Source organism: Streptomyces sp. CA-111067 (assembly GCF_050956065.1).
Lineage (GTDB): Bacteria > Actinomycetota > Actinomycetes > Streptomycetales > Streptomycetaceae > Actinacidiphila.
This window is the reverse complement of record NZ_CP192103.1, coordinates 7,440,522-7,458,003: the sequence shown is the minus strand read 5'-3', so window position 1 is coordinate 7,458,003 and position 17,482 is coordinate 7,440,522. Positions and strand designations below refer to the sequence as shown.

Here is a 17,482-nt window from a genome sequence, read left to right as displayed (position 1 = left end):
GGTCGGGCGCCGGGCCTCCCCATCGCGAAGGGACAGATCCCGTGAAGACGACGAAGGCACCGCACCGGTTACGGCGACGAGGCAGATCGGCCGGCGCAGGCAGGCGGTCGGCGAGCGCAGGCGGGTGGGCGGGCGCGGGACGATCCGCGGGCGCAGGACCAGCAGCGCGCGCGGGACGACCGGAGAGCGCCGGACGATCGGCGGGCGCCGGACGATCGGCGGGCACGGGACGATCGGCGGGCACGGGACGGCGGGCCGCGACGGCCTTGGCGCTGGCCGCGCTCACCGCCGTCGCACTGACCGGGCTGACCGGCCTGACCCCGGCCGCGGCCAACGCGCCCGGCAGCCCGGGCACCCCCGCCGCGCCGGTGGCGGTGTTCACCGAGGACTTCGAGAACGGCCAGGGCGCCCAGCCGACCCTGCTCACCGACTACACCGGCGCCGGCCCGGTCCACCAGACGTACACCGCCGACCCGGCCTGGCTGCGCAACTGCAACGGCTATCTGACGTCGCTCGACGCGCCGACGACGGAGCCCGCGGGAGCCGGCTGCGGTTCCGGCGCCTGGTCGATCGTGAAGAACCTGGCCTCGGCCCTCGGCACCTGGTCGGGCGCCGCCGATCCGGCCGCCAACCACGCCGTCACCGCCTACACGCAGGCCGACCCGGGCGGCGGCAAGGTCCAGTTGCAGACCGCCGAGCCGATCCCGCTGCCGGCCGCCAACCGGTTCCTGACCTTCTCGGTGGACGTCGCCGCCACCAGTTGCTACACCAACGCGCCGCTGCTTTCCTTCTACCTGCTCGACGGGCAGACCGCGCTGCCCACCTCCACCGCGCCGATCAACGCCTGCGCCAACCCGGGCTCCGTGGTCGGCGGCGTCTCGGTCGGCACCTATGCCAGCAACGGATCGGTGCTGTTCAGCGGCACCTCCGCGGGCATCAGGCTGATCAACGACCAGGCCAGCGGCAACGGCAACGACGGCGCGTTCGACAACGTCCGGCTGCTGGACGCCACCCCGCAGCTCGACCTGGGCTTCAGCCCGGCCACCCGGCCGGTCGGCGCGCCCGCCACGCTGACCTTCACCCTCACCAACACCAGCGAGCTGGCCGCCAAGAACGGCTGGTCCTTCACCACCGCGCTGCCGAGCGGGCTGCGGCTCACGGACGATGCAACCACCACGACCTGCGGCAACGGCAGTCTGACGGCCGGCGCCGGCAACAGCGTCGCGGTCGGCGGAGACCTGGCCGCCGGGCAGGCGTCCTGCACGGTGACCGCCCATGTCACCTCCACCGACCCCGGCACGTACCAGCTGTGCGCCGGGGCGGTCACCGACCGGGTCGGCATCGACCCGCCGGGCTGCGCCTCGGTGACGTTCACCGCGCCGGTCTTCGACGCCCGGTCGAACGCGGCCCGGGTCTACTCGCCGCTGCTGCCGCTGGGACCGATCGCGCCCTCCGCGCACTCCTGCACCACCGCGCCCGGCAGCGACAGCCACGGGCTGGTCAGTACCGGGCTCGGCACGCTCGGCTCGCTCGGCGTGATCAGCACCGACGCGTCCGGGACCGTCGGTCCTGACGGCACCCGTACCGCGGCCGCGCACGCGTCCATCGCGCATCTGAGCCTGCTCGGCGGCCTGATCAGCGCCGACGCGGTCGACACGAGCGCCCAGGCCAGATCCGTGCTCACGTCGAGCGGCCCGGGACCGGTCTCGTTGCAGGGCACCAGCACCCTCACCGGATTGCGGGTGGCCGGGGTGGCCGTCGGCGCGAACCCGCCGCCGAACACCACCGTCGGGCTGCCGCTGGTCGGCTCGGTGGTGCTCAACGAGCAGACCGCGATCGGCGGCGGCAAGGGCATCACGGTCAACGCCCTGCATGTGACGCTGCTGACCGGGGTCCAGCTCACCCTGGGCACCGCGACGGCGGCGCTGCTGTCGAGCACCGACACCTGCCCGGCGGTCTGAGCCCGTCGGTGCACGTGGCCGGTGCACGTGGCCGGTGCACGTGGTCGAACACCGTTTCGCACGGTGGGCCGGGGGCAAGCGGGCGGCATGACGACACAAGACGAGCCGATCGCCACCCGTGGCGACGAGCACCACGTGATCCTGGCCGCCGACACCAACGGCGACGGCAAGCCCGATGTGTGGATGACCGACACCGACGGCGACGGCGTGGCCGACCTGTACCAGTTCGACACCACAGGTGACGGCCAGGTGGACGTGACCATGGTGGACAAGGACGAGGACGGAGAGGTGGAGCACATCATCGAGGGCGACGGCGGCCATCCGGTCGACAGACCCGAGGCGGGATAGCGCCCCGCGCGCCGCGGCTGCGGCCCGCTGTCGTACCCCCGGCGTAACGTCGGTCACAGGTCGACGGCGGGCCCTGGCGGGCGGCGGAGAAAGGGGCGGAACATGCGAAAGATCCTGCTGAGCATGATGGTGTCGCTCGACGGTTACATCGAGGACCGGCAGCAGCGGCTCGACTGGCACCTGGTGGACAACGAACTGCACCAGCACTTCAACGACGAGCTGAAGCAGATGGGCGCGTTCCTCGACGGGCGGCGCACCTACGAGCTGATGGCCGGCTTCTGGCCGACGGCGGACGCCGACCCGAAGGCCGAGCAGCCGGTCGCGGAGTTCGCCCGTATCTGGCGCGAGATGCCGAAGATCGTCTATTCGCGCACCCTGGATCGCGCCGACTGGAACACCACGGTCGTCCGCGAGGTGGTGGTCGAGGACGTCATGGCGCTCAAGGCACAGGAGGGCGGCGACCTCGCGCTGGGCGGCGCCGACCTGGCCGCGACCTTCGTGCGGCACGACCTGGTGGACGTGTACCAGGTCTACGTCAATCCGTTCGTGCTCGGCGGCGGCACCCGGATGTTCCCGCAGCTGGACACCCGGATCGGTCTCGAACTCACCGACACCCGGAGATTCGACAACGGGGTGGTGCTGCTCCGCTACGAGCGGGTGGGGGCGGCGGGGGCGGCCGGAGCCTGAGGGCGGGGCCTGAGGGCGGGCTCACGGCAGGCTCGCGGCGGGCGCAATCGTACGATCGCACAAGCGATGCCCATGGCCCGAATCGTGCGGCTTATACAATGCGACAGCAGACTTACGCCTCGCAGCTGCGGCACTATGATCGCAAGTGCCGACTGCTGGGAGACCTCCGTGATAAACCGTTCCGCCCGTCACCGCGCCCTGCCGCTGGTCGCGATCGGCGCCGTGGCGCTGCTGGCACTCACCGCCTGCTCATCCGACGACGACTCGTCCTCGGACGCCTCCACGCCGCCCTCGACATCGGCCTCGGCCACCGGCGGGAGCGCGACGACGTCGGCCGCGCCCAAGGTCTCCGGCACCGTGACGGTCTTCGCGGCGGCCTCGCTGAAGGAGACCTTCACCACGCTGGGCAAGCAGTTCGAGACGACGTACCCGGGCACGAAGGTGGTGTTCAACTTCGGCGGCAGCGACACCCTCGCCGCGAGCATCACCTCGGGCGCGCCGGCCGACGTCTTCGCCGCCGCGAGCCCCAAGACGATGAAGACGGTCACCGACGCCGGCGACGGTGACGGCGCGCCGTCCACCTTCGTCCGCAACCAGCTGGAGATCGCCACCCTGCCGGGCAACCCCGACCACATCGCCACGCTGAAGGACCTCACCAAGCCCGGCCTGAAGGTCGCGCTGTGCGCCAAGACGGTGCCGTGCGGTTCGGCCGCTCAGACCGCGCTGACCGCCAGCAGCCTCAAGCTCACCCCGGTCAGCTACGAGCAGGACGTCAAGTCCGCGCTGACCAAGGTGGAGCTGAAGGAGGTCGACGCGGCCGTCGTCTACAAGACGGACGTCAACACCGCCGGCGGCAAGGTCGAGGGCGTGGACTTCCCGGAGTCGGCGAAGGCGATCAACAACTACCCGATCGTCGAGCTGAAGAACGCGCCGAACGACGCGGGCGCGCAGGCGTTCATCGCACTGGTGAAGTCCGCCGAGGGCCAGAAGGTGCTGTCCGGAGCGGGCTTCCTCAACCCGTGACGAAGCCGTGAGCACCCCTTCCGCGGCCTCCGCGGCACCGGATCCCGCACCACCACCACCGTCCTCACCGTCATCAGCGCCGGCACCGGCGGCGCGCCGGCCGCGGCTTCGACGGGTCCGCGGCGGCGCGCCGCTGGCGCTGCTGCTGCCCGCCCTGCTGGGGCTGGCGTTCCTGCTGCTGCCGCTGGTCGCGCTGCTGATCAGGGCGCCCTGGCGGAGCCTGCCGCACCAGCTGGCCGGCGCGGCCGTCTGGCAGGCGCTGCGGCTCTCGCTCCAGACGGCGACGATCGCCACGGCGGTGGCGCTGGTGCTCGGCGTGCCGCTGGCCTGGCTGCTGGCCCGTACCCGGTTTCCCGGCCGGGGCCTGGTCCGGGCGCTGGTCACGCTGCCGCTGGTACTGCCGCCGGTGGTGGGCGGGGTGGCGCTGCTGCTCGCGCTCGGCCGCAACGGGGTGGTCGGGCGCTGGCTGGACTCGGCGTTCGGCATCACGCTGCCGTTCACCACGTCGGGCGTGGTGGTCGCCGAGACGTTCGTGGCGATGCCGTTCCTGGTGATCACCGTAGAGGGCACGCTGCGGGCGGCCGACGCGCGCTACGAGGAGGCCGCGGCCACGCTGGGCGCCTCCCGGTTCACCGCTTTCCGCCGGGTGACCCTGCCGATGATCGCGCCGGGAGTCGCGGCCGGCGCGGTGCTCGCCTGGGCGCGGGCGCTGGGCGAGTTCGGCGCGACGATCACGTTCGCCGGCAACTTCCCCGGCCGCACCCAGACGATGCCGCTGGCCGTCTACCTCGCGCTCCAGGACGACCCGGCCGCCGCCATCGCGCTGAGCCTGGTGCTGCTCGCGGTCTCGATCACCGTACTGGCCGCGCTGCGGGAACGCTGGACGGCGATCGCGTGAGCGCGCTGCGGAAGTCCGCGGAGTCCGCCGCCGGTACGGACACCGGTCTCGACGCGCATCTGGTGGTGGACCGCGGGACGTTCCGGCTCGACCTGCGGCTCGAGGCCGCGGCCGGCGAGGTGGTGGCGCTGCTCGGGCCGAACGGGGCGGGCAAGAGCACGGCGCTGCGGGCGCTTGCCGGGCTCACCGCGCTGACCGGGGGCTCGCTGCGGCTCGACGGGACCGTCCTGGAGGAGGCCGCCGGCCGGCGCGTCCCGCCCGAGGGACGCCCGGTCGGGGTGATCTTCCAGGACTACCTGCTGTTCCCGCACCTGACCGCGCTGGAGAACGTCGCCTTCGGCCCGCGCTGCCACGGCGTGCCCAAGCGGGAGGCGCGGGCGCTCGCCGCGGACCTGCTGGACCGGATGGGCCTGGCCGACCACGCGGGCGTCAAACCCCGCAGGTTGTCCGGCGGACAGGCCCAACGGGTCGCGCTGGCCCGCGCGTTGGCGACCGAGCCGCGGCTGCTGCTGCTCGACGAGCCGCTGGCGGCGCTCGACGCCCGGGCCCGGCTCGACGTCCGCGCCGAACTGCGCCGCCACCTGGCCGCGTTCGAGGCGGTGGCGGTCCTGGTCACGCACGATCCGCTGGACGCGATGGTGCTGGCCGACCGGCTGGTGGTGATCGAACACGGCGAGGTAGTCCAGCAGGGCACCCCCGCCGAGATCGCCCGCCGCCCCCGCACGGACTACATCGCCCGCCTGGTGGGCCTGAACCTCTACCAGGGCGAGGCTTCCGCCCACACGGTGCAGGTCTCCCCCGGCCTCACCCTGACGACGACGGAATCCCTGACCGGCCCGGCCTTCGTGGCCTTCCCCCCGAGCGCGGTAACCCTCTCGACCACCCGCCCGACAACAAGCGCGCGCAACGCGTGGCCCGCGAGGATCACGGGCATGGAGTCCCACGGCGACCAGATCAGGGTCGCCCTGACCAGCACGGCGGACGGGCTGCCCCTGGCCGCCGACCTGACGACGGTGTCAGTGGCCGAACTGGCCCTGGAACCCGGAGCAGAAGTCTGGGCCGAACTAAAGGCCACCCAAACCCACGCGTACCCGGCCTGAACGCCCGGGGGTCCGGCAACCACCGCAAGTAGCCGGGCAGTCGGCCGCCCGCGGGCACGTCGTGGCTGGTCGCGCAGTTCCCCGCGCCCCTGACGGGGCACAACCCGACCGGGACCCGCGGCTAGAGCCACACGCACGACTCACACCGGCATCACCAGCAGCCCTCGTGGCCGGCGGGGCGCATGCATGATGTCGGGTCAGGGGGTGATGACGATCTTTCGGCCGGGGGAGGATGCCTGGGCCTGCCAGGCGTGGGGAGCCTCGGGGAGGGAGTACGTCGTGGTGGGGAGCGTGAAGGAGGCCGCCGCCGCCAAGGCGGCTATGCGGGTGTAGCTCGCGAAGACCTCCTCCGGCTTCGCGGTCGTCCCGCTGAAACCGATCAGCGTCAACTGCGCCGCCCGAAGGGCGTCCGCCCGGAACTCCCCCTCCCCACCCGCCGCCCCGACGTTCACGTAGCGGCCGCCCAGCCGCAAGCACCCCATCGCCTGCATCACCCACGGCCCCCACACCGGGTCGACGACCAGATCCACCGGGCCCCCGAGCGACGCCAGTCGCTCCGGCAGCGGCTCCTCGCCGAGCACCAGCAGCGCGTCCGCATCGGGGACTTGGGCCAGCCGCTCGGGGTTGCGGCCGGCCGCGATGACCCGTTCGGCGCCGGCCAGCCTCGCCAGCCGCAGCGCCGCCGCGCCGAAGGGACCCGTCGCTCCCAGCACGAGCACGCTCTCGCCCGCCCGCAACCCCGCCTTGCGCAGCGACAGATCCGCCCCGACCCCGACCGCGCCGATCGCAGCAGCGGCGACGCTGCTCAGCCCGTCCGGCACGGGGATGCAGGCCGCACGATCGGCCAGTACGAGTTCGGCCAGCCCACCGTCGACCCCGGGCACGAGCCCCGCCGGGACGTTCGCATGCACCCGGAGGCCCTGATCGGGTCCGGTCACGATCGTCCCGACCACCTCGAAGCCGGGAACGTACGGCACTTTCGGCGGCCCGGCCCGGTGGTGCCCCTCCGCGACGTGCACGTCGATCGCGTTCAGCGCGGTCGCCTCGACCTGGACGACCACCTGCCTGTCGCTCTCCGGCGACGGGTCCGCGAGGACGGTGGCCCGCGGTGCCGCGCCGACTCTGTCGATCACTGCCGCTCTCATCGCTGTTGCTCCTGCCCGGCGTTGACGCCGTAGGCGATCGGTTCGATGGACCTGGAGATCGTGGCCATGGACGGGACCCTAGCATGTGACCGACCGGTCGGTCACCCCGCACATCACGCTCGCCCCCGGGCCCTCGCCGCGGGCATATACTCCGAGGTCATGGCAGCAGGAGCGCAGACGCCGGGGGCTTCCCAGACACGCGAGGCACTACTCGACGCCGGCGCGGCGCTGGCGGAGCAGCACGGCCTGGCCGGCGTCAGCGTGAACATGGTCGTGGCGCGGGCCGGGGTGGCCAAAGGCACGTTCTACGTGCACTTCAAGGACCGGTCCGCGTTCGTCGACACCATGCACGAGCGCTTCCACGGCCGCGTGCAGGAGGCCGTCAACGAGGCGGTCGCGGGCCTGCCGCCCGGCCCCGAACGCCTCTTCCGCAGCACCGAGGCATACCTCGACGTCTCCCTCGCGAACCGGGGCGTCAAGGCACTGGCGCTCGAGGCGCGCTCGGACCCGACGATGCAGGGTTCCATGGCGGCGCGCCGGGAGCGGCTCGCGGAGGCCGGGGTGGCCGATCTGAAGGTCATGGGCTGGCCCGACGCGGAGGCTGCTGCGCAGCTGCTCGCGGCGATGACGCGCGAGATCTCCGTCCTCGAGTTCGACGCCGGCGCCCCCCTCCCGGCCTCCCGCCGCGTCCTCCAACGCTTCCTAGCCGCCTGACGCCCGCCCGGCTGGGGGCTGCTCCCCGCGGCGGAGTGCTGCTCCCCGGCCGGGTGGCGCCCCGTTGGGGGCGCGGGGAACTGCGCGCTCAGCCGGAGCGCGCCCGGAGGCGGCCGACCGCCCAGCCACTTCCGGCAGTAGCCGGACCACCCGGCCGTCGGTGGCTGGTCGCGCAGTTCCCCGCGCCCCTGGTGAAGCCGGGGTGAGCCGCAGATCGGCAACAGCCCCGCGCCCCTAACCGGGGATCACGACGGAAGCGTCCACTGCTGGTTCGCGCCCGTCCCGCAGGTCCAGATCTGGAGCCGCGTCCCGTTCGCCGAACTCGGCCCCGTGGCGTCAAGGCACTTGCCGGACCCGGCGTTGACGAGCGTGGACCCGCTCCGGGTCCACTTCTGCGCCCCGCTGCCGTTGCAGTCGTAGAGCTGCACCTTCGTGCCGTTGGCCGTTCCCGCCGCGGCCACGTCCATGCACTTGCCCAGCGCCCGCAGGCTCCCGTCAGAACTGACCGTCCAGTTCTGCGCGCCCGTCCCGTTGCAGTCGTAGAGCTGCACCGCCGCGCCGTTGGTGCTGCTCGCCCCGGCGATGTCGACGCACTTGCCGCCGTAGCCGTGGATCGCCCCGGTGGGCTCGGTCGGCGGCGGGGTGACGGCGCCGGACTGGCCGGCCGCCCAGCGGATCTCCTGGATCAGCAGCTGGTTCTGCTGCGCGCTGGCGAACGTGGACGACAGGGTGGTGTTGGTCGCGTAGTCCATCGCGTTGTGGCCGAAGTTGTTGTAGACCATGTGGTAGTTCCGGTTGGTCCACACGATCGGGTAATACCCGCTGTACCAGGTCTGGTTGGGGTCGGTGCCGATCGGGAACGTGGACTGGTCCATCGACGCGAGGATGTCGATGTCCGGGTTCTGCCTGAGGTCGTTCTGCCAGCTGTACCACTCGCTGACCGAGGACGCGATGGTGGACGGCAGGCCGGCGGTGGCCGGGTGCGAGGCGTCCTCGATCTTCAGCGTCTCGGCGGTCGGGCCCCAGCTGTTGCTCTTGAACGTGCCGGTGCCGAGGAAGGTGTTGTGGTACCAGGACCAGTCGCTCGGCACGGCGTCGTTGTACGCGGCGACGTGGAAGCCGATCCAGCCGCCGCCGTTGTTCATGTACGTCTGGAACGCGGACTGCTGGGCGGCGGTGTGCGGGTAGTTGTCGAGGAACATCACGGCCTGGTAGTTGGCCAGGTTGGCCGCGTTGAGCTGGTTCCAGTCGTTGCTGGAGGTGTACGAGAAGCCGTACTCGGCCGCGTGCTGCGGGAACCAGGCGTTGGCCTCGTGCACGAAGCTGATGTGGGCGGCGTCGTAGGTGCCGTCGTAGAGCGCCAGCACCTTGAACGCCGGCGCCGCCTGGGCGTGGTGGGCCGGCGCGGCCTGGAGGCCGAGCAGTACGGCGAAGAGGGCGAGCAGCCGTATGAGGGCTCGCGTTCTCGGAACGGACGTGCGGGATCCGGTCATGGGGGCCTTCCCTGTGCGCGACGGTGGGGGACGTGCGCGTGCACAGGAATTCAAAGGTCTGTACCAGGTTCATGTCAATGACCCCGGTCCAGACCAATCGCCTCCGCGGGAAACCGGTTACCCCCGGCCGGCGCGGCGGGCCCCGGCCGGAGGACGTCCGGCGGCGACCGCCGGGCTATGCCGCCGTCAGCCCGGTGAGCAGGTCATCGACCATGTCGAAGGCGACCGCGTTGTCGAGCGGGTTCGCGTAGGTACGGGCCCGGACGATCAGTCCGTCGTGGATCCGGGCGACCAGGACGAGGTGGGACGCGAAGCGCTTTCCGGTGAGGACGGCCCGGCCGTGCAGCCGGTACTCGGCTATGACGACGTCCGGATCGGTCGTCTGGTGGAGATGGAGTTCGTCGATCGAGTCGAACTCCTGCAGGCCCACGGCCCCCTTGAGGTGGGCCCGGAACGCCTCTCGTCCCGGCTCGGGCCGGGGCGCGCCCGGCGGCAGGAAGGGCATCTCGAACACGGCGTCCTCGGCGAACAGGTCGGCCATGCTCTCGGCGGGGCCCTCGGCGGTGAGGCGAAGGAGGTGTTCGACGACTTCGCGTGGTGTGGCGGCGGGCATGGGACACTCCTCGGGAGAGTAAGCGGGGCTGGCGCCCCGCTTCAATATACGGGGCGACCGCCCCGGTTGTCTGCGGGGCGACGGAACGTCTGAGGGAAGTGACGGCGATGAGCACCGAACGGCCGCTGCGGGCCGATGCGCGGCGCAACAGGGCACGGATCCTGGAGACGGCGCGAGCCGCTTTCGCCGCCGAGGGCGTCGGCGTGTCACTGGACGAGATCGCCCGCCGGGCCGGCGTCGGCCCCGGCACGGTGCACCGCCACTTCCCCACGAAGGAGGCGCTGTTCGAGGCGGCCGTCACGGAGCACCTCCAGCAGCTGACCGACCAGGCGCGCTCGGCGCTGCGGGCCGACGAGGCCGGGTCGGCGTTCTTCGGATTCCTCCGCCAGATGATCGATGACGCCGACGCCAAGCAGGACCTCACGGACACGCTCGCCCGAGCGGGGACGCCCCTGGGGGACGGGACTCTGCGGGCCGCCGCGGAGCTTCGGGAGGTCTTCGCGGAGCTGCTGACACGGGCGCAGCGCACCGGCAGAGTACGGCCCGACGTGGACGCGTCGGACGTCCATGCGATCGTCCTGGCGGCCCTGACCGCCCAAGCCCAACGGTCCGACCCGTCCCACCCCGCCCGCGTGGCGAACCTCGTCCTGGACTGCCTCCGCCCCGCCCACCGGCCCGCCACCGCGAGGCCGCGATGAGGGCCCATGGCCGGACCCCGGCCAGGACGCGCCCGCAGGCGGGCCGCCCGCCAAGCCACTTGCGGTAGTTGCCGGACCCCCGGCCGGTGGTGGGCTGGCAGCGCAGTTCCCCGCGCCCCTCGTGATGCCGGGACACACCGCGCCCACGCGGCGGAGCCGCACATCAGACGCAGCCCCGCGCCCCCGGTGATGCCGGGGCGCATCCGCCCGCCCGGTGCCACCGGGGTACAGGGGCCGTCTCCTGTCCGTTTCGTTCAAGACTGCGGGCCGCAGGCCGGTTAGCGTCGAGACATGAATCCGCACCCCACCCCCCGTTTCAACTTCATCGGCCTCGTCGTCGCCGACATGGCCGAATCCCTCGCCTTCTACCGCCGCCTCGGCGTCGACCTCCCCGCCGAGTCCGAGGCCGCCGACCAGCCGCATGTCGTCGCCGAGCTCCAAGGCGGGTTCCGGCTCGCCTGGGACACCGTCGAGACGATCCGGTCGTTCGACCCGGACTGGACGCCGGCCACCGGCTCCCGGGTCTCGCTCGCGTTCGACTGCGGCACGCCGGAGGGGGTGGACGCGGTCTACGCCGAGGTCACCGGCGCGGGGTACCCGGGGCACCTCAAGCCGTGGGACGCCTTCTGGGGGCAGCGCTATGCCGTGCTGCACGACCCGGACGGCAACGCCGTGGAGCTGTTCGCGTCGAGCGCCGGAAACGCCTGACCGCGCACCAGCGCGCCCAGCGGCACACCCGCGAGTGCCTTCACCTCGCGGGACAGGTGCGCCTGGTCGGCGTAGCCCGCCGTCACCGCCACCGTCGCGAACGCCGTGCCCGCGAGGGCCAGTTCCAGGGCCCGCTGCATCCGCAGCACCCGCGCGAGCGTCTTCGGGCCGTAACCGAAGGCCGCCTCGCAGCGGCGGCGCAGCTGCCGTTCGCCCAGGCCCGCCGCCGCGGCGATCGCCGACACTGGGCGGTTGTCGGCCAGCGCCGCGGCCACCGCCGCCGTCAGACCGTCGGCCGGGCCGGTCGTGCGGCTGCGCGCCCGTACCCAATCGGTCAGCGCCTCCGCCGGGTCCCCTTCCGCCGCCCGCTCGCCGAGCCGGCGGGCCGGGCCGCCGGGCCACAGCGCGTCGAGCGGCACCCGCAGGTCCCGCACCTCGTGGGCGGGCGCGCCGAGCAGCGCGGGACCGGTGCCGGGGGCGAAGCGCAGGCCGGCGTACGAGCCGCCGGGGCGGTCGTCGGCGACGTACGCGGCCGTGTCGGGGCCCGCGACCATCAGCGCGCCGTCGTACCAGATCAGGTCCATGCAGCCGTCGGGCAGCACGCGGTAGCCGCCGGCCCCCTCGCCCCGGGTCCACACGGTGACCCCGGCGACCGGCCCGGCGCACTCCCGATACCCGGCGTCCACATCCCCATGGTGCCCCCAACCACTGACAACCACGGACACCGCGCCTCAGCGGCCCTGCCCGTCCCCGTTCCACGGCGCCGTCCCGCCCGGCGGCCGGGGCGGATACACCGGCGGCGCGACAGGCGGCGCACCCGGCGCACCCGGCGGCCCACCAGGCCGCGCAGGCGGCATCCCCGGCTCCCGGTCAGCCGAAGGCTGGATCGGCACCGGCGCCCCCGGCCGCCGCGGCCGCAACCGCGCCCGCACATCGCTCGGCGGCAGGAACTCCGCCCACCGCTCCGGGTACTCGGCCGGCGGATCCTCCGGACCCGCCTCGTCGTACCCGGCCGCCCGCGCCGCCCGCCGGGCCTCCGCCGCCGCGACCACCTCCGCCGCCGCGGCCTCCCGCAGCCGCGCGTTCTCCTCGCGCGCCGCGGCCGTGTTCAGCGACGGCCACACCCGGTCGACGGCGGCGTTCACCGCGGCCCCGACCAGCACCGCGAAGGCGGACACCCCGATCCACAGCAGTACGGCGACCGGCGCGGCCAGCGATCCGTAGATGGTCGGGCCCTCGACCGTGTGCGTGAGGTAGATCCGCAGCACGAAGCTGCCCAGCACCCACATCAGCAGGGCGATGAGCGCACCGGGCACGTCCTCGTACCAGGGCGACCGCACCGGCACCGACACGTGGTACAGCGTGGTGAGGAAGGCGATCGAGGCCAGCAGGACGGCCGGCCAGTACAGCACCTGTACGGCGACGGTCCCGCCCGGCATGAGCCCGACCACCGCGTCGGGTCCCGCCACCACCACGGGCAGCACCGCCGCGCCGAGTATCAGCGCCACCACGTACAGCGCGAGCGACATCAGCCGGGTACGGACGATCCCGCGCCGCCCCTCCAGGCCGTACATGATCGTGATGGTGTCCACGAAGACGTTCACCGCGCGGGAGCCGGACCACAGCGCGATCAGGAAGCCGATCGAGATCAGGTCCGGCCGCCGGCGGTGGAAGACGTCGTCGACCAGCGGTTTGACCAGCTGGTTCACGCCCTTGTCGGACAGCACGGTGGAGGACGCGGTGAGGATGTTCTGCCGGATGTGGTCGATGGTGTCCAGGCCCACGACGGTGTCCACGTAGCCGAGCGCGCCGACCAGGCCGAGCATCAGCGGCGGCAGCGACAGCAGGACGAAGAACGCCGCCTCCGCGGCGAGTCCGGTGACCCGGTACTCCACGCAGGAGTTCACCGTGTCCTTCAGCAGCAGCCAGCCCATCCTCCGCTTGGAGACGTTGCGGTACAACGCCCGGGCCCGATGCCAACGGCCCGGCCGCCGATGGCTTCTTTCATCTGCTGCTTGCACCCCCTTACGTTAGCGGGCATGACAGTCCCCACTCACACCGTCGAGAACCAGGTTCCGCCGCTGGTCGGCCATGACGTGTACAGCACCGACCGGGCGCTCACCGAAGCCGTGGCCAGGCACGCCGACCCAGGCCGGCTGGCCGAGATCACCGGCGAGCTGACCGAGCTGGGCCTGGCGGCCGGCTCGTCCCAGGCGCAGGCGTGGGGGGAACAGGCGAACTCCAGTTCCCCGGTGCTGCGCACCCACGACCGCTACGGCAACCGGATCGACGAGGTCGAGTTCCATCCGGCCTGGCACCGGCTGCTCGGCCACGCGGTCAGCGCGGGTCTGACCGACGCCTGGTCGCGCCCCGACGGCCATCTGCGGCGGGCGGCCGGCTTCATGGTCTGGTCGCAGGTCGAGGCCGGGCACGGCTGCCCGGTGTCGATGACGCACGCGGCGGTGCCCGCGCTGCGCACCGACCCGGAGCTGGCCGCCGAGTGGGAGCCGCGGCTCGGCTCCCGGGTCTACGACCAGCGGCTGGTCGCGCCGGGCGGGAAACCGGGCGCGCTGTTCGGGATGGGCATGACCGAGAAGCAGGGCGGCTCCGACGTCCGCTCCAACACCACCAGGGCCACGCCGCTGGCCGAGGACGGCGCCTACACGCTGACCGGGCACAAGTGGTTCTGCTCGGCGCCGATGTCGGACGGCTTCCTGGTGCTCGCGCAGGCGCCCGGGGGGCTGACCTGCTTCCTGCTGCCGCGGGTGCTGCCCGACGGCAGCCGGAACGTCTTCGCGATCCAGCGGCTGAAGGACAAGCTCGGCAACCGTTCCAACGCCTCCTCGGAGGTGGAGTTCCACGACACCTGGGCCCGCCGGGTCGGCGAGGAGGGCCGCGGGGTGGCCACCATCATCGAGATGGTGGCGGCGACCCGGCTCGACTGCGCGCTGGGGTCGGCGGCGCTGATGCGGCAGGCGGTGGCGCAGGCCGTGCACCACGCCACCTACCGGCAGGCGTTCGGCGGCCCGCTGATCGACAAGCCGCTGATGGTCAACGTGCTGGCGGACCTGGCCCTGGAGTCGGAGGCGGCCACCGCCACCGTGCTGCGGCTGGCCGCGTCCTACGACGAGGGCAGCGAGCAGGAGCGCGCGTTCCGCCGGCTGGCGGTGGCGGTCACCAAGTTCTGGGTGACCAAGCGGTGCCCGGTGGTGGCGGCCGAGGCGCTGGAGTGCCTGGGCGGCAACGGGTACGTGGAGGAGTCGGGGATGCCGCGGATCTTCCGCGAGTCGCCGCTGAACTCGGTGTGGGAGGGCTCGGGCAACGTGCAGGCGCTCGACGTGCTGCGGGTGCTGCAACGCGAGCCGCAGGCGCTGAACGCGTTCCTCGGCGAGATCGGCATCTCCCGCGGCGCGGACCACCGCCTGGACGCGGCGGCGAAGGACCTGCTGACGGATCTGGGCGACCTGGAGGGGATGGAGAGCCGGGCCCGCCGGATCGTGCAGCGGATGGCCCTGGTGCTCCAGGGCTCGCTGCTGGTGCGGTACGCGCCCGCGCCGGTCGCCGACGCGTTCTGCGCGTCCCGGCTCGGCGGCGACTGGGGCAGCACGTTCGGCACGCTGCCGCACACGCTGGACCTGCCGTCCGTCGTGGACCGCGCCCGCCCGGCGGCGGTCTGATCGATGGACCGCCGGCAGAGGGTGGCGCCGCGCCGACTCGGCACCACCCTCGGTCCGCCGGCCTCCCGCAGGAACGGGCCCGGCAGATTCGGGCCGCGGACTGCGGTGACGAGGCGTCACTCTCCGTCTAATGCGCGTAGCCTGGCAACAGTTGCAGCCCGTTGCACGCTTGCCCCCGTGGTCACAGGCGCCCGGAAGCGCCCGCGCCGCCGGCCGGCACGGCGGCGGCACCGGGACGGACCGACCCAGGGGCGGGGAGCGGCGTGGTACATCTTCCGATCGGACCGCAACAGCCGGCGGATCTGCGGGTGTCCGCGCATCTGCTGGCCTCCGTCCGGGAGGCCACCCTCGCCGGCGACACCCCGCCGCGGGCCCCCCGCTCGGTGATCGGCGCGTCCTGGACCAGGACGATCGACCACGGCGTGGATCCCGATGTCGGCGGCCACAACGGGCTGCTGTCCACCGACGAGCTGGAGCACCGGCGGCAGCACAGCCCGCTGCGCGAGATCCTGCCGGTGCTGCGCGAGGGACTGGTGTCGGTGGCCGAGGCGGCCTGGCACATCATGGTAGTCACCGACGCCGACGGCCGGGTGCTGTGGCGGGACGGCAGCAGCGCAGTCCGCAAGAGCGCCGACCGGCTGGGCTTCGCCGAGGGCGCGTCCTGGGCCGAGGAGGTGGTCGGCACCAACGCGATCGGCACCGCGCTGGTGGCCAGGGCCCCGGTCCAGGTGCACTCCGCCGAGCACTTCGTCCGCACCCACCACGGCTGGACCTGCGCCGCGGCCCCGCTGCACGACCCGCGCGACGGGCGGCTGCTGGGTGTGGTCGACGTCAGCGGGCCCGCCGCCAGCGTGCATCCGGCCACCCTCTCGCTGGTGTCCTCGGTGGCCCGGGTCGCCGAGGGCGAGCTGCGGTTCAGGCACTGGGCCGCGGTCGACCGGCTCAGGTCGGTGTCGGCGCCGCTGCTCGCCGGGTTCGACGGCCGGGCGCTGGTCGTCGACCACAACGGGTGGACGGCCGGGGTGGTCGGCATGACCCCCACCGACCGGGTGCCGCTGCCCGCGTCGGTACGGGCCGGTGAGGTGTTCCTGCCCACGCTCGGGCTGTGCTCGCTCGAACCGCTGCCCGGCGGCTGGCTGATCCGGGTCGGCGGCCGGGACCGTACACCGGCGGCCGGCCGGGTGGTGCTCGACGTGAGCCGGCCGCACAGCTGGGCGGTGACGGTGAGCGGCGCGGCCGGCAGCTGGGCGCAGCAGCTCAGCCCGCGGCACGCCGAGCTGCTGTTCGTGCTCGCGGTGCACCGCTCGGGCCGCAGCGCGGCGCAACTGGCCGCCGACCTGTTCGGCGACGCCGGCCGTACGGTGACGGTCCGGGCCGAGCTGAGCCGGCTGCGCCGCACCCTGGCGGGCGTACTGGCCCACCGCCCGTACCGGTTCGCCGACGGCGTGGACGTCGAACTGCTCCGCCCGCCGCGCCCCACCGACCTGCTGCCGCACTCGCTGGCCCCGGCGGTGCTGGCCGCCCGGCTCTGAGCGACCGGGCTCCGAACAGGGCGCCCCGACACCCGGGGTTCGGAGCCCGGAGCGGGAGGCCGCCGCCGGGCCGCCTAGGGTGGCGGTATGAGCACGCCCCTGACCACCTGGTGGCTTGAAATGACCGCTCCCGAGGAGCTGCGGGCCGCCCCCGAGCCGCCCGCCGACGCCGGGATCACGGTCGTACGGGCCGAGGTCCCGTCCCCCGAGTTCGGCCGTTTCCTGTATACGGCGGTGGGCTCGGACGTGTCCTGGGTGGACCGGCTCGGCTGGCCGCCGGAGCGGTGGCGGGCGGTGCTCGGGCAGCCGGGGCACGAGCTGTGGGTGGCCTACGTGCGCGGCACCCCGGCCGGCTTCGTGGAGCTGGGCGCGGGCGATCCCGACGAGGGCTCGGTGGAGATCGTCTACTTCGGGCTGCTGCCGGACTTCCGGGGCCGCGGCCTCGGCGGCCACCTGCTGTCGTACGGCACCGCCCGCGGCTGGGACCTGGCCGAGCGCCGGCCGGAGCACCCGCCGACCCGCCGGGTCTGGCTGCACACCTGCTCGCTGGACGGCCCCCACGCGCGCCGCAACTACGAGCGGCGCGGCTTCCGCCTGTACGACACGGTGGTCGAACCGGCCACCGCGGCGACCGCCGGGTGACGCAAAACACAGTGTCTCACTGAGTGAGATTATCTGGTCCACATGATGGAAGGCGGTGGACGCTCCGGAGACCGCCGTGCCACGCTTTCGTCATGTCACGCACTGGAATCGCCTTGGTAGGTCGGCCACACGTCGACTTCTGCCGCGTGTCCAGCGCCATCTGTCCGGCCGGCTGACCGCACCCGCCTGTCTCCGCCCTCCCCGTCGTCGTGGATGCGCGGGAGCCCGTCGCCGCCCGCTGAG

18 protein-coding genes are annotated in these 17,482 nt (G+C 73.3%); 13 read left to right on the top strand and 5 right to left on the bottom strand.

Annotated elements, in window-relative coordinates:
• Nucleotides 1–266 precede the first annotated feature (266 nt).
• The 6 genes from ACQPW6_RS33065 to ACQPW6_RS33040 all read left to right on the top strand — a co-directional run bounded on the left by ACQPW6_RS33065 (nt 267) and on the right by ACQPW6_RS33040 (nt 6,017).
• Complete coding sequence (locus ACQPW6_RS33065) at nt 267–1,961, top strand: choice-of-anchor P family protein (RefSeq protein ID WP_433893385.1); 1,695 nt, start codon at nt 267–269, stop codon at nt 1,959–1,961.
• 87 nt (nt 1,962–2,048) lie between these two features.
• Nucleotides 2,049–2,309: a hypothetical protein gene (locus ACQPW6_RS33060; protein WP_433893384.1), complete on the top strand. Its 261-nt coding sequence runs from the start codon at nt 2,049–2,051 to the stop codon at nt 2,307–2,309.
• A gap of 102 nt (nt 2,310–2,411) precedes the next feature.
• Nucleotides 2,412–2,996 carry a dihydrofolate reductase family protein gene (locus ACQPW6_RS33055; protein WP_433893383.1) on the top strand — a complete coding sequence of 195 codons (585 nt, stop codon included), beginning with the start codon at nt 2,412–2,414 and terminating at the stop codon, nt 2,994–2,996.
• Nucleotides 2,997–3,167: 171 nt separating this feature from the next.
• Complete coding sequence (gene modA, locus ACQPW6_RS33050) at nt 3,168–4,019, top strand: molybdate ABC transporter substrate-binding protein (protein ID WP_433894735.1); 852 nt, start codon at nt 3,168–3,170, stop codon at nt 4,017–4,019.
• A gap of 7 nt (nt 4,020–4,026) precedes the next feature.
• Entirely contained in the window at nt 4,027–4,917 is an 891-nt protein-coding gene (gene modB, locus ACQPW6_RS33045; RefSeq protein WP_433893382.1) for a molybdate ABC transporter permease subunit, read from the top strand.
• Nucleotides 4,914–6,017, top strand: coding sequence for an ABC transporter ATP-binding protein (locus ACQPW6_RS33040; protein ID WP_433893381.1), 1,104 nt, complete (start codon nt 4,914–4,916; stop codon nt 6,015–6,017). Before modB ends, ACQPW6_RS33040 begins: the two co-directional genes overlap by 4 nt.
• Before the next feature lie 197 nt (nt 6,018–6,214).
• On the opposite strand, the gene ACQPW6_RS33035 is transcribed toward ACQPW6_RS33040, so the two are convergent.
• The gene (locus ACQPW6_RS33035; RefSeq protein ID WP_433893380.1) at nt 6,215–7,150 is read right to left on the bottom strand and encodes a zinc-binding dehydrogenase; all 936 of its coding nucleotides are present in this window, start codon (nt 7,148–7,150) and stop codon (nt 6,215–6,217) included.
• 171 nt (nt 7,151–7,321) lie between these two features.
• On the opposite strand from ACQPW6_RS33035, the gene ACQPW6_RS33030 reads away from it, so the two are divergent.
• Complete coding sequence (locus ACQPW6_RS33030) at nt 7,322–7,876, top strand: TetR/AcrR family transcriptional regulator (protein WP_433893379.1); 555 nt, start codon at nt 7,322–7,324, stop codon at nt 7,874–7,876.
• A gap of 245 nt (nt 7,877–8,121) precedes the next feature.
• On the opposite strand, the gene ACQPW6_RS33025 is transcribed toward ACQPW6_RS33030, so the two are convergent.
• Together ACQPW6_RS33025 and ACQPW6_RS33020 are read right to left on the bottom strand one after the other, a co-directional pair.
• On the bottom strand, nt 8,122–9,369 hold the full coding sequence (locus ACQPW6_RS33025) for a ThuA domain-containing protein (RefSeq protein ID WP_433893378.1): 1,248 nt from the start codon (nt 9,367–9,369) through the stop codon (nt 8,122–8,124).
• A 175-nt stretch (nt 9,370–9,544) separates the two neighbouring features.
• Nucleotides 9,545–9,982, bottom strand: a complete 438-nt coding sequence (locus ACQPW6_RS33020) for a nuclear transport factor 2 family protein (protein ID WP_433893377.1) — start codon at nt 9,980–9,982, stop codon at nt 9,545–9,547.
• Between the two features lie 107 nt (nt 9,983–10,089).
• On the opposite strand from ACQPW6_RS33020, the gene ACQPW6_RS33015 reads away from it, so the two are divergent.
• Together ACQPW6_RS33015 and ACQPW6_RS33010 are read left to right on the top strand one after the other, a co-directional pair.
• A complete protein-coding gene (locus ACQPW6_RS33015; RefSeq protein ID WP_433893376.1) occupies nt 10,090–10,680 on the top strand; it encodes a TetR/AcrR family transcriptional regulator in 591 nt (196 codons plus the stop codon).
• A gap of 291 nt (nt 10,681–10,971) precedes the next feature.
• The gene (locus ACQPW6_RS33010; RefSeq protein WP_433893375.1) at nt 10,972–11,388 is read left to right on the top strand and encodes a VOC family protein; all 417 of its coding nucleotides are present in this window, start codon (nt 10,972–10,974) and stop codon (nt 11,386–11,388) included.
• Here the strand turns inward: ACQPW6_RS33010 and ACQPW6_RS33005 are convergent.
• Together ACQPW6_RS33005 and ACQPW6_RS33000 are read right to left on the bottom strand one after the other, a co-directional pair.
• A complete protein-coding gene (locus ACQPW6_RS33005; RefSeq protein ID WP_433893374.1) occupies nt 11,319–12,074 on the bottom strand; it encodes a helix-turn-helix domain-containing protein in 756 nt (251 codons plus the stop codon). The two genes, ACQPW6_RS33010 and ACQPW6_RS33005, sit on opposite strands and share 70 nt — an antisense overlap.
• 45 nt (nt 12,075–12,119) lie before the next feature.
• Complete coding sequence (locus ACQPW6_RS33000; RefSeq protein WP_433893373.1) at nt 12,120–13,409, bottom strand: YihY/virulence factor BrkB family protein; 1,290 nt, start codon at nt 13,407–13,409, stop codon at nt 12,120–12,122.
• Between the two features lie 18 nt (nt 13,410–13,427).
• On the opposite strand from ACQPW6_RS33000, the gene ACQPW6_RS32995 reads away from it, so the two are divergent.
• The 4 genes from ACQPW6_RS32995 to ACQPW6_RS32980 all read left to right on the top strand — a co-directional run bounded on the left by ACQPW6_RS32995 (nt 13,428) and on the right by ACQPW6_RS32980 (nt 17,415).
• Nucleotides 13,428–15,065 (top strand): acyl-CoA dehydrogenase family protein, encoded by a 1,638-nt coding sequence (locus ACQPW6_RS32995; RefSeq protein WP_433893372.1) that lies wholly within the window; start codon nt 13,428–13,430, stop codon nt 15,063–15,065.
• 302 nt (nt 15,066–15,367) lie between these two features.
• Nucleotides 15,368–16,597, top strand: coding sequence for a GAF domain-containing protein (locus ACQPW6_RS32990; protein ID WP_433894734.1), 1,230 nt, complete (start codon nt 15,368–15,370; stop codon nt 16,595–16,597).
• An 87-nt stretch (nt 16,598–16,684) separates the two neighbouring features.
• Nucleotides 16,685–17,239, top strand: coding sequence for a GNAT family N-acetyltransferase (locus ACQPW6_RS32985; RefSeq protein WP_433893371.1), 555 nt, complete (start codon nt 16,685–16,687; stop codon nt 17,237–17,239).
• A gap of 92 nt (nt 17,240–17,331) precedes the next feature.
• The gene (locus ACQPW6_RS32980; RefSeq protein ID WP_322899662.1) at nt 17,332–17,415 is read left to right on the top strand and encodes a putative leader peptide; all 84 of its coding nucleotides are present in this window, start codon (nt 17,332–17,334) and stop codon (nt 17,413–17,415) included.
• Nucleotides 17,416–17,482 lie beyond the last annotated feature (67 nt).

Coding starts and splice junctions, on each gene's coding strand:
- ACQPW6_RS33055 (WP_433893383.1), top strand. CDS start 2,412: ATGCGAAAGATCCTGCTGAGCATGATGGTGTCGCTCGACGGTTACATC.
- ACQPW6_RS33010 (WP_433893375.1), top strand. CDS start 10,972: ATGAATCCGCACCCCACCCCCCGTTTCAACTTCATCGGCCTCGTCGTC.
- ACQPW6_RS33030 (WP_433893379.1), top strand. CDS start 7,322: ATGGCAGCAGGAGCGCAGACGCCGGGGGCTTCCCAGACACGCGAGGCA.
- ACQPW6_RS32995 (WP_433893372.1), top strand. CDS start 13,428: ATGACAGTCCCCACTCACACCGTCGAGAACCAGGTTCCGCCGCTGGTC.
- ACQPW6_RS33015 (WP_433893376.1), top strand. CDS start 10,090: ATGAGCACCGAACGGCCGCTGCGGGCCGATGCGCGGCGCAACAGGGCA.
- ACQPW6_RS33060 (WP_433893384.1), top strand. CDS start 2,049: ATGACGACACAAGACGAGCCGATCGCCACCCGTGGCGACGAGCACCAC.
- ACQPW6_RS33020 (WP_433893377.1), bottom strand. CDS start 9,982: ATGCCCGCCGCCACACCACGCGAAGTCGTCGAACACCTCCTTCGCCTC.
- ACQPW6_RS33025 (WP_433893378.1), bottom strand. CDS start 9,369: ATGACCGGATCCCGCACGTCCGTTCCGAGAACGCGAGCCCTCATACGG.
- ACQPW6_RS32980 (WP_322899662.1), top strand. CDS start 17,332: ATGTCACGCACTGGAATCGCCTTGGTAGGTCGGCCACACGTCGACTTC.
- ACQPW6_RS32985 (WP_433893371.1), top strand. CDS start 16,685: ATGAGCACGCCCCTGACCACCTGGTGGCTTGAAATGACCGCTCCCGAG.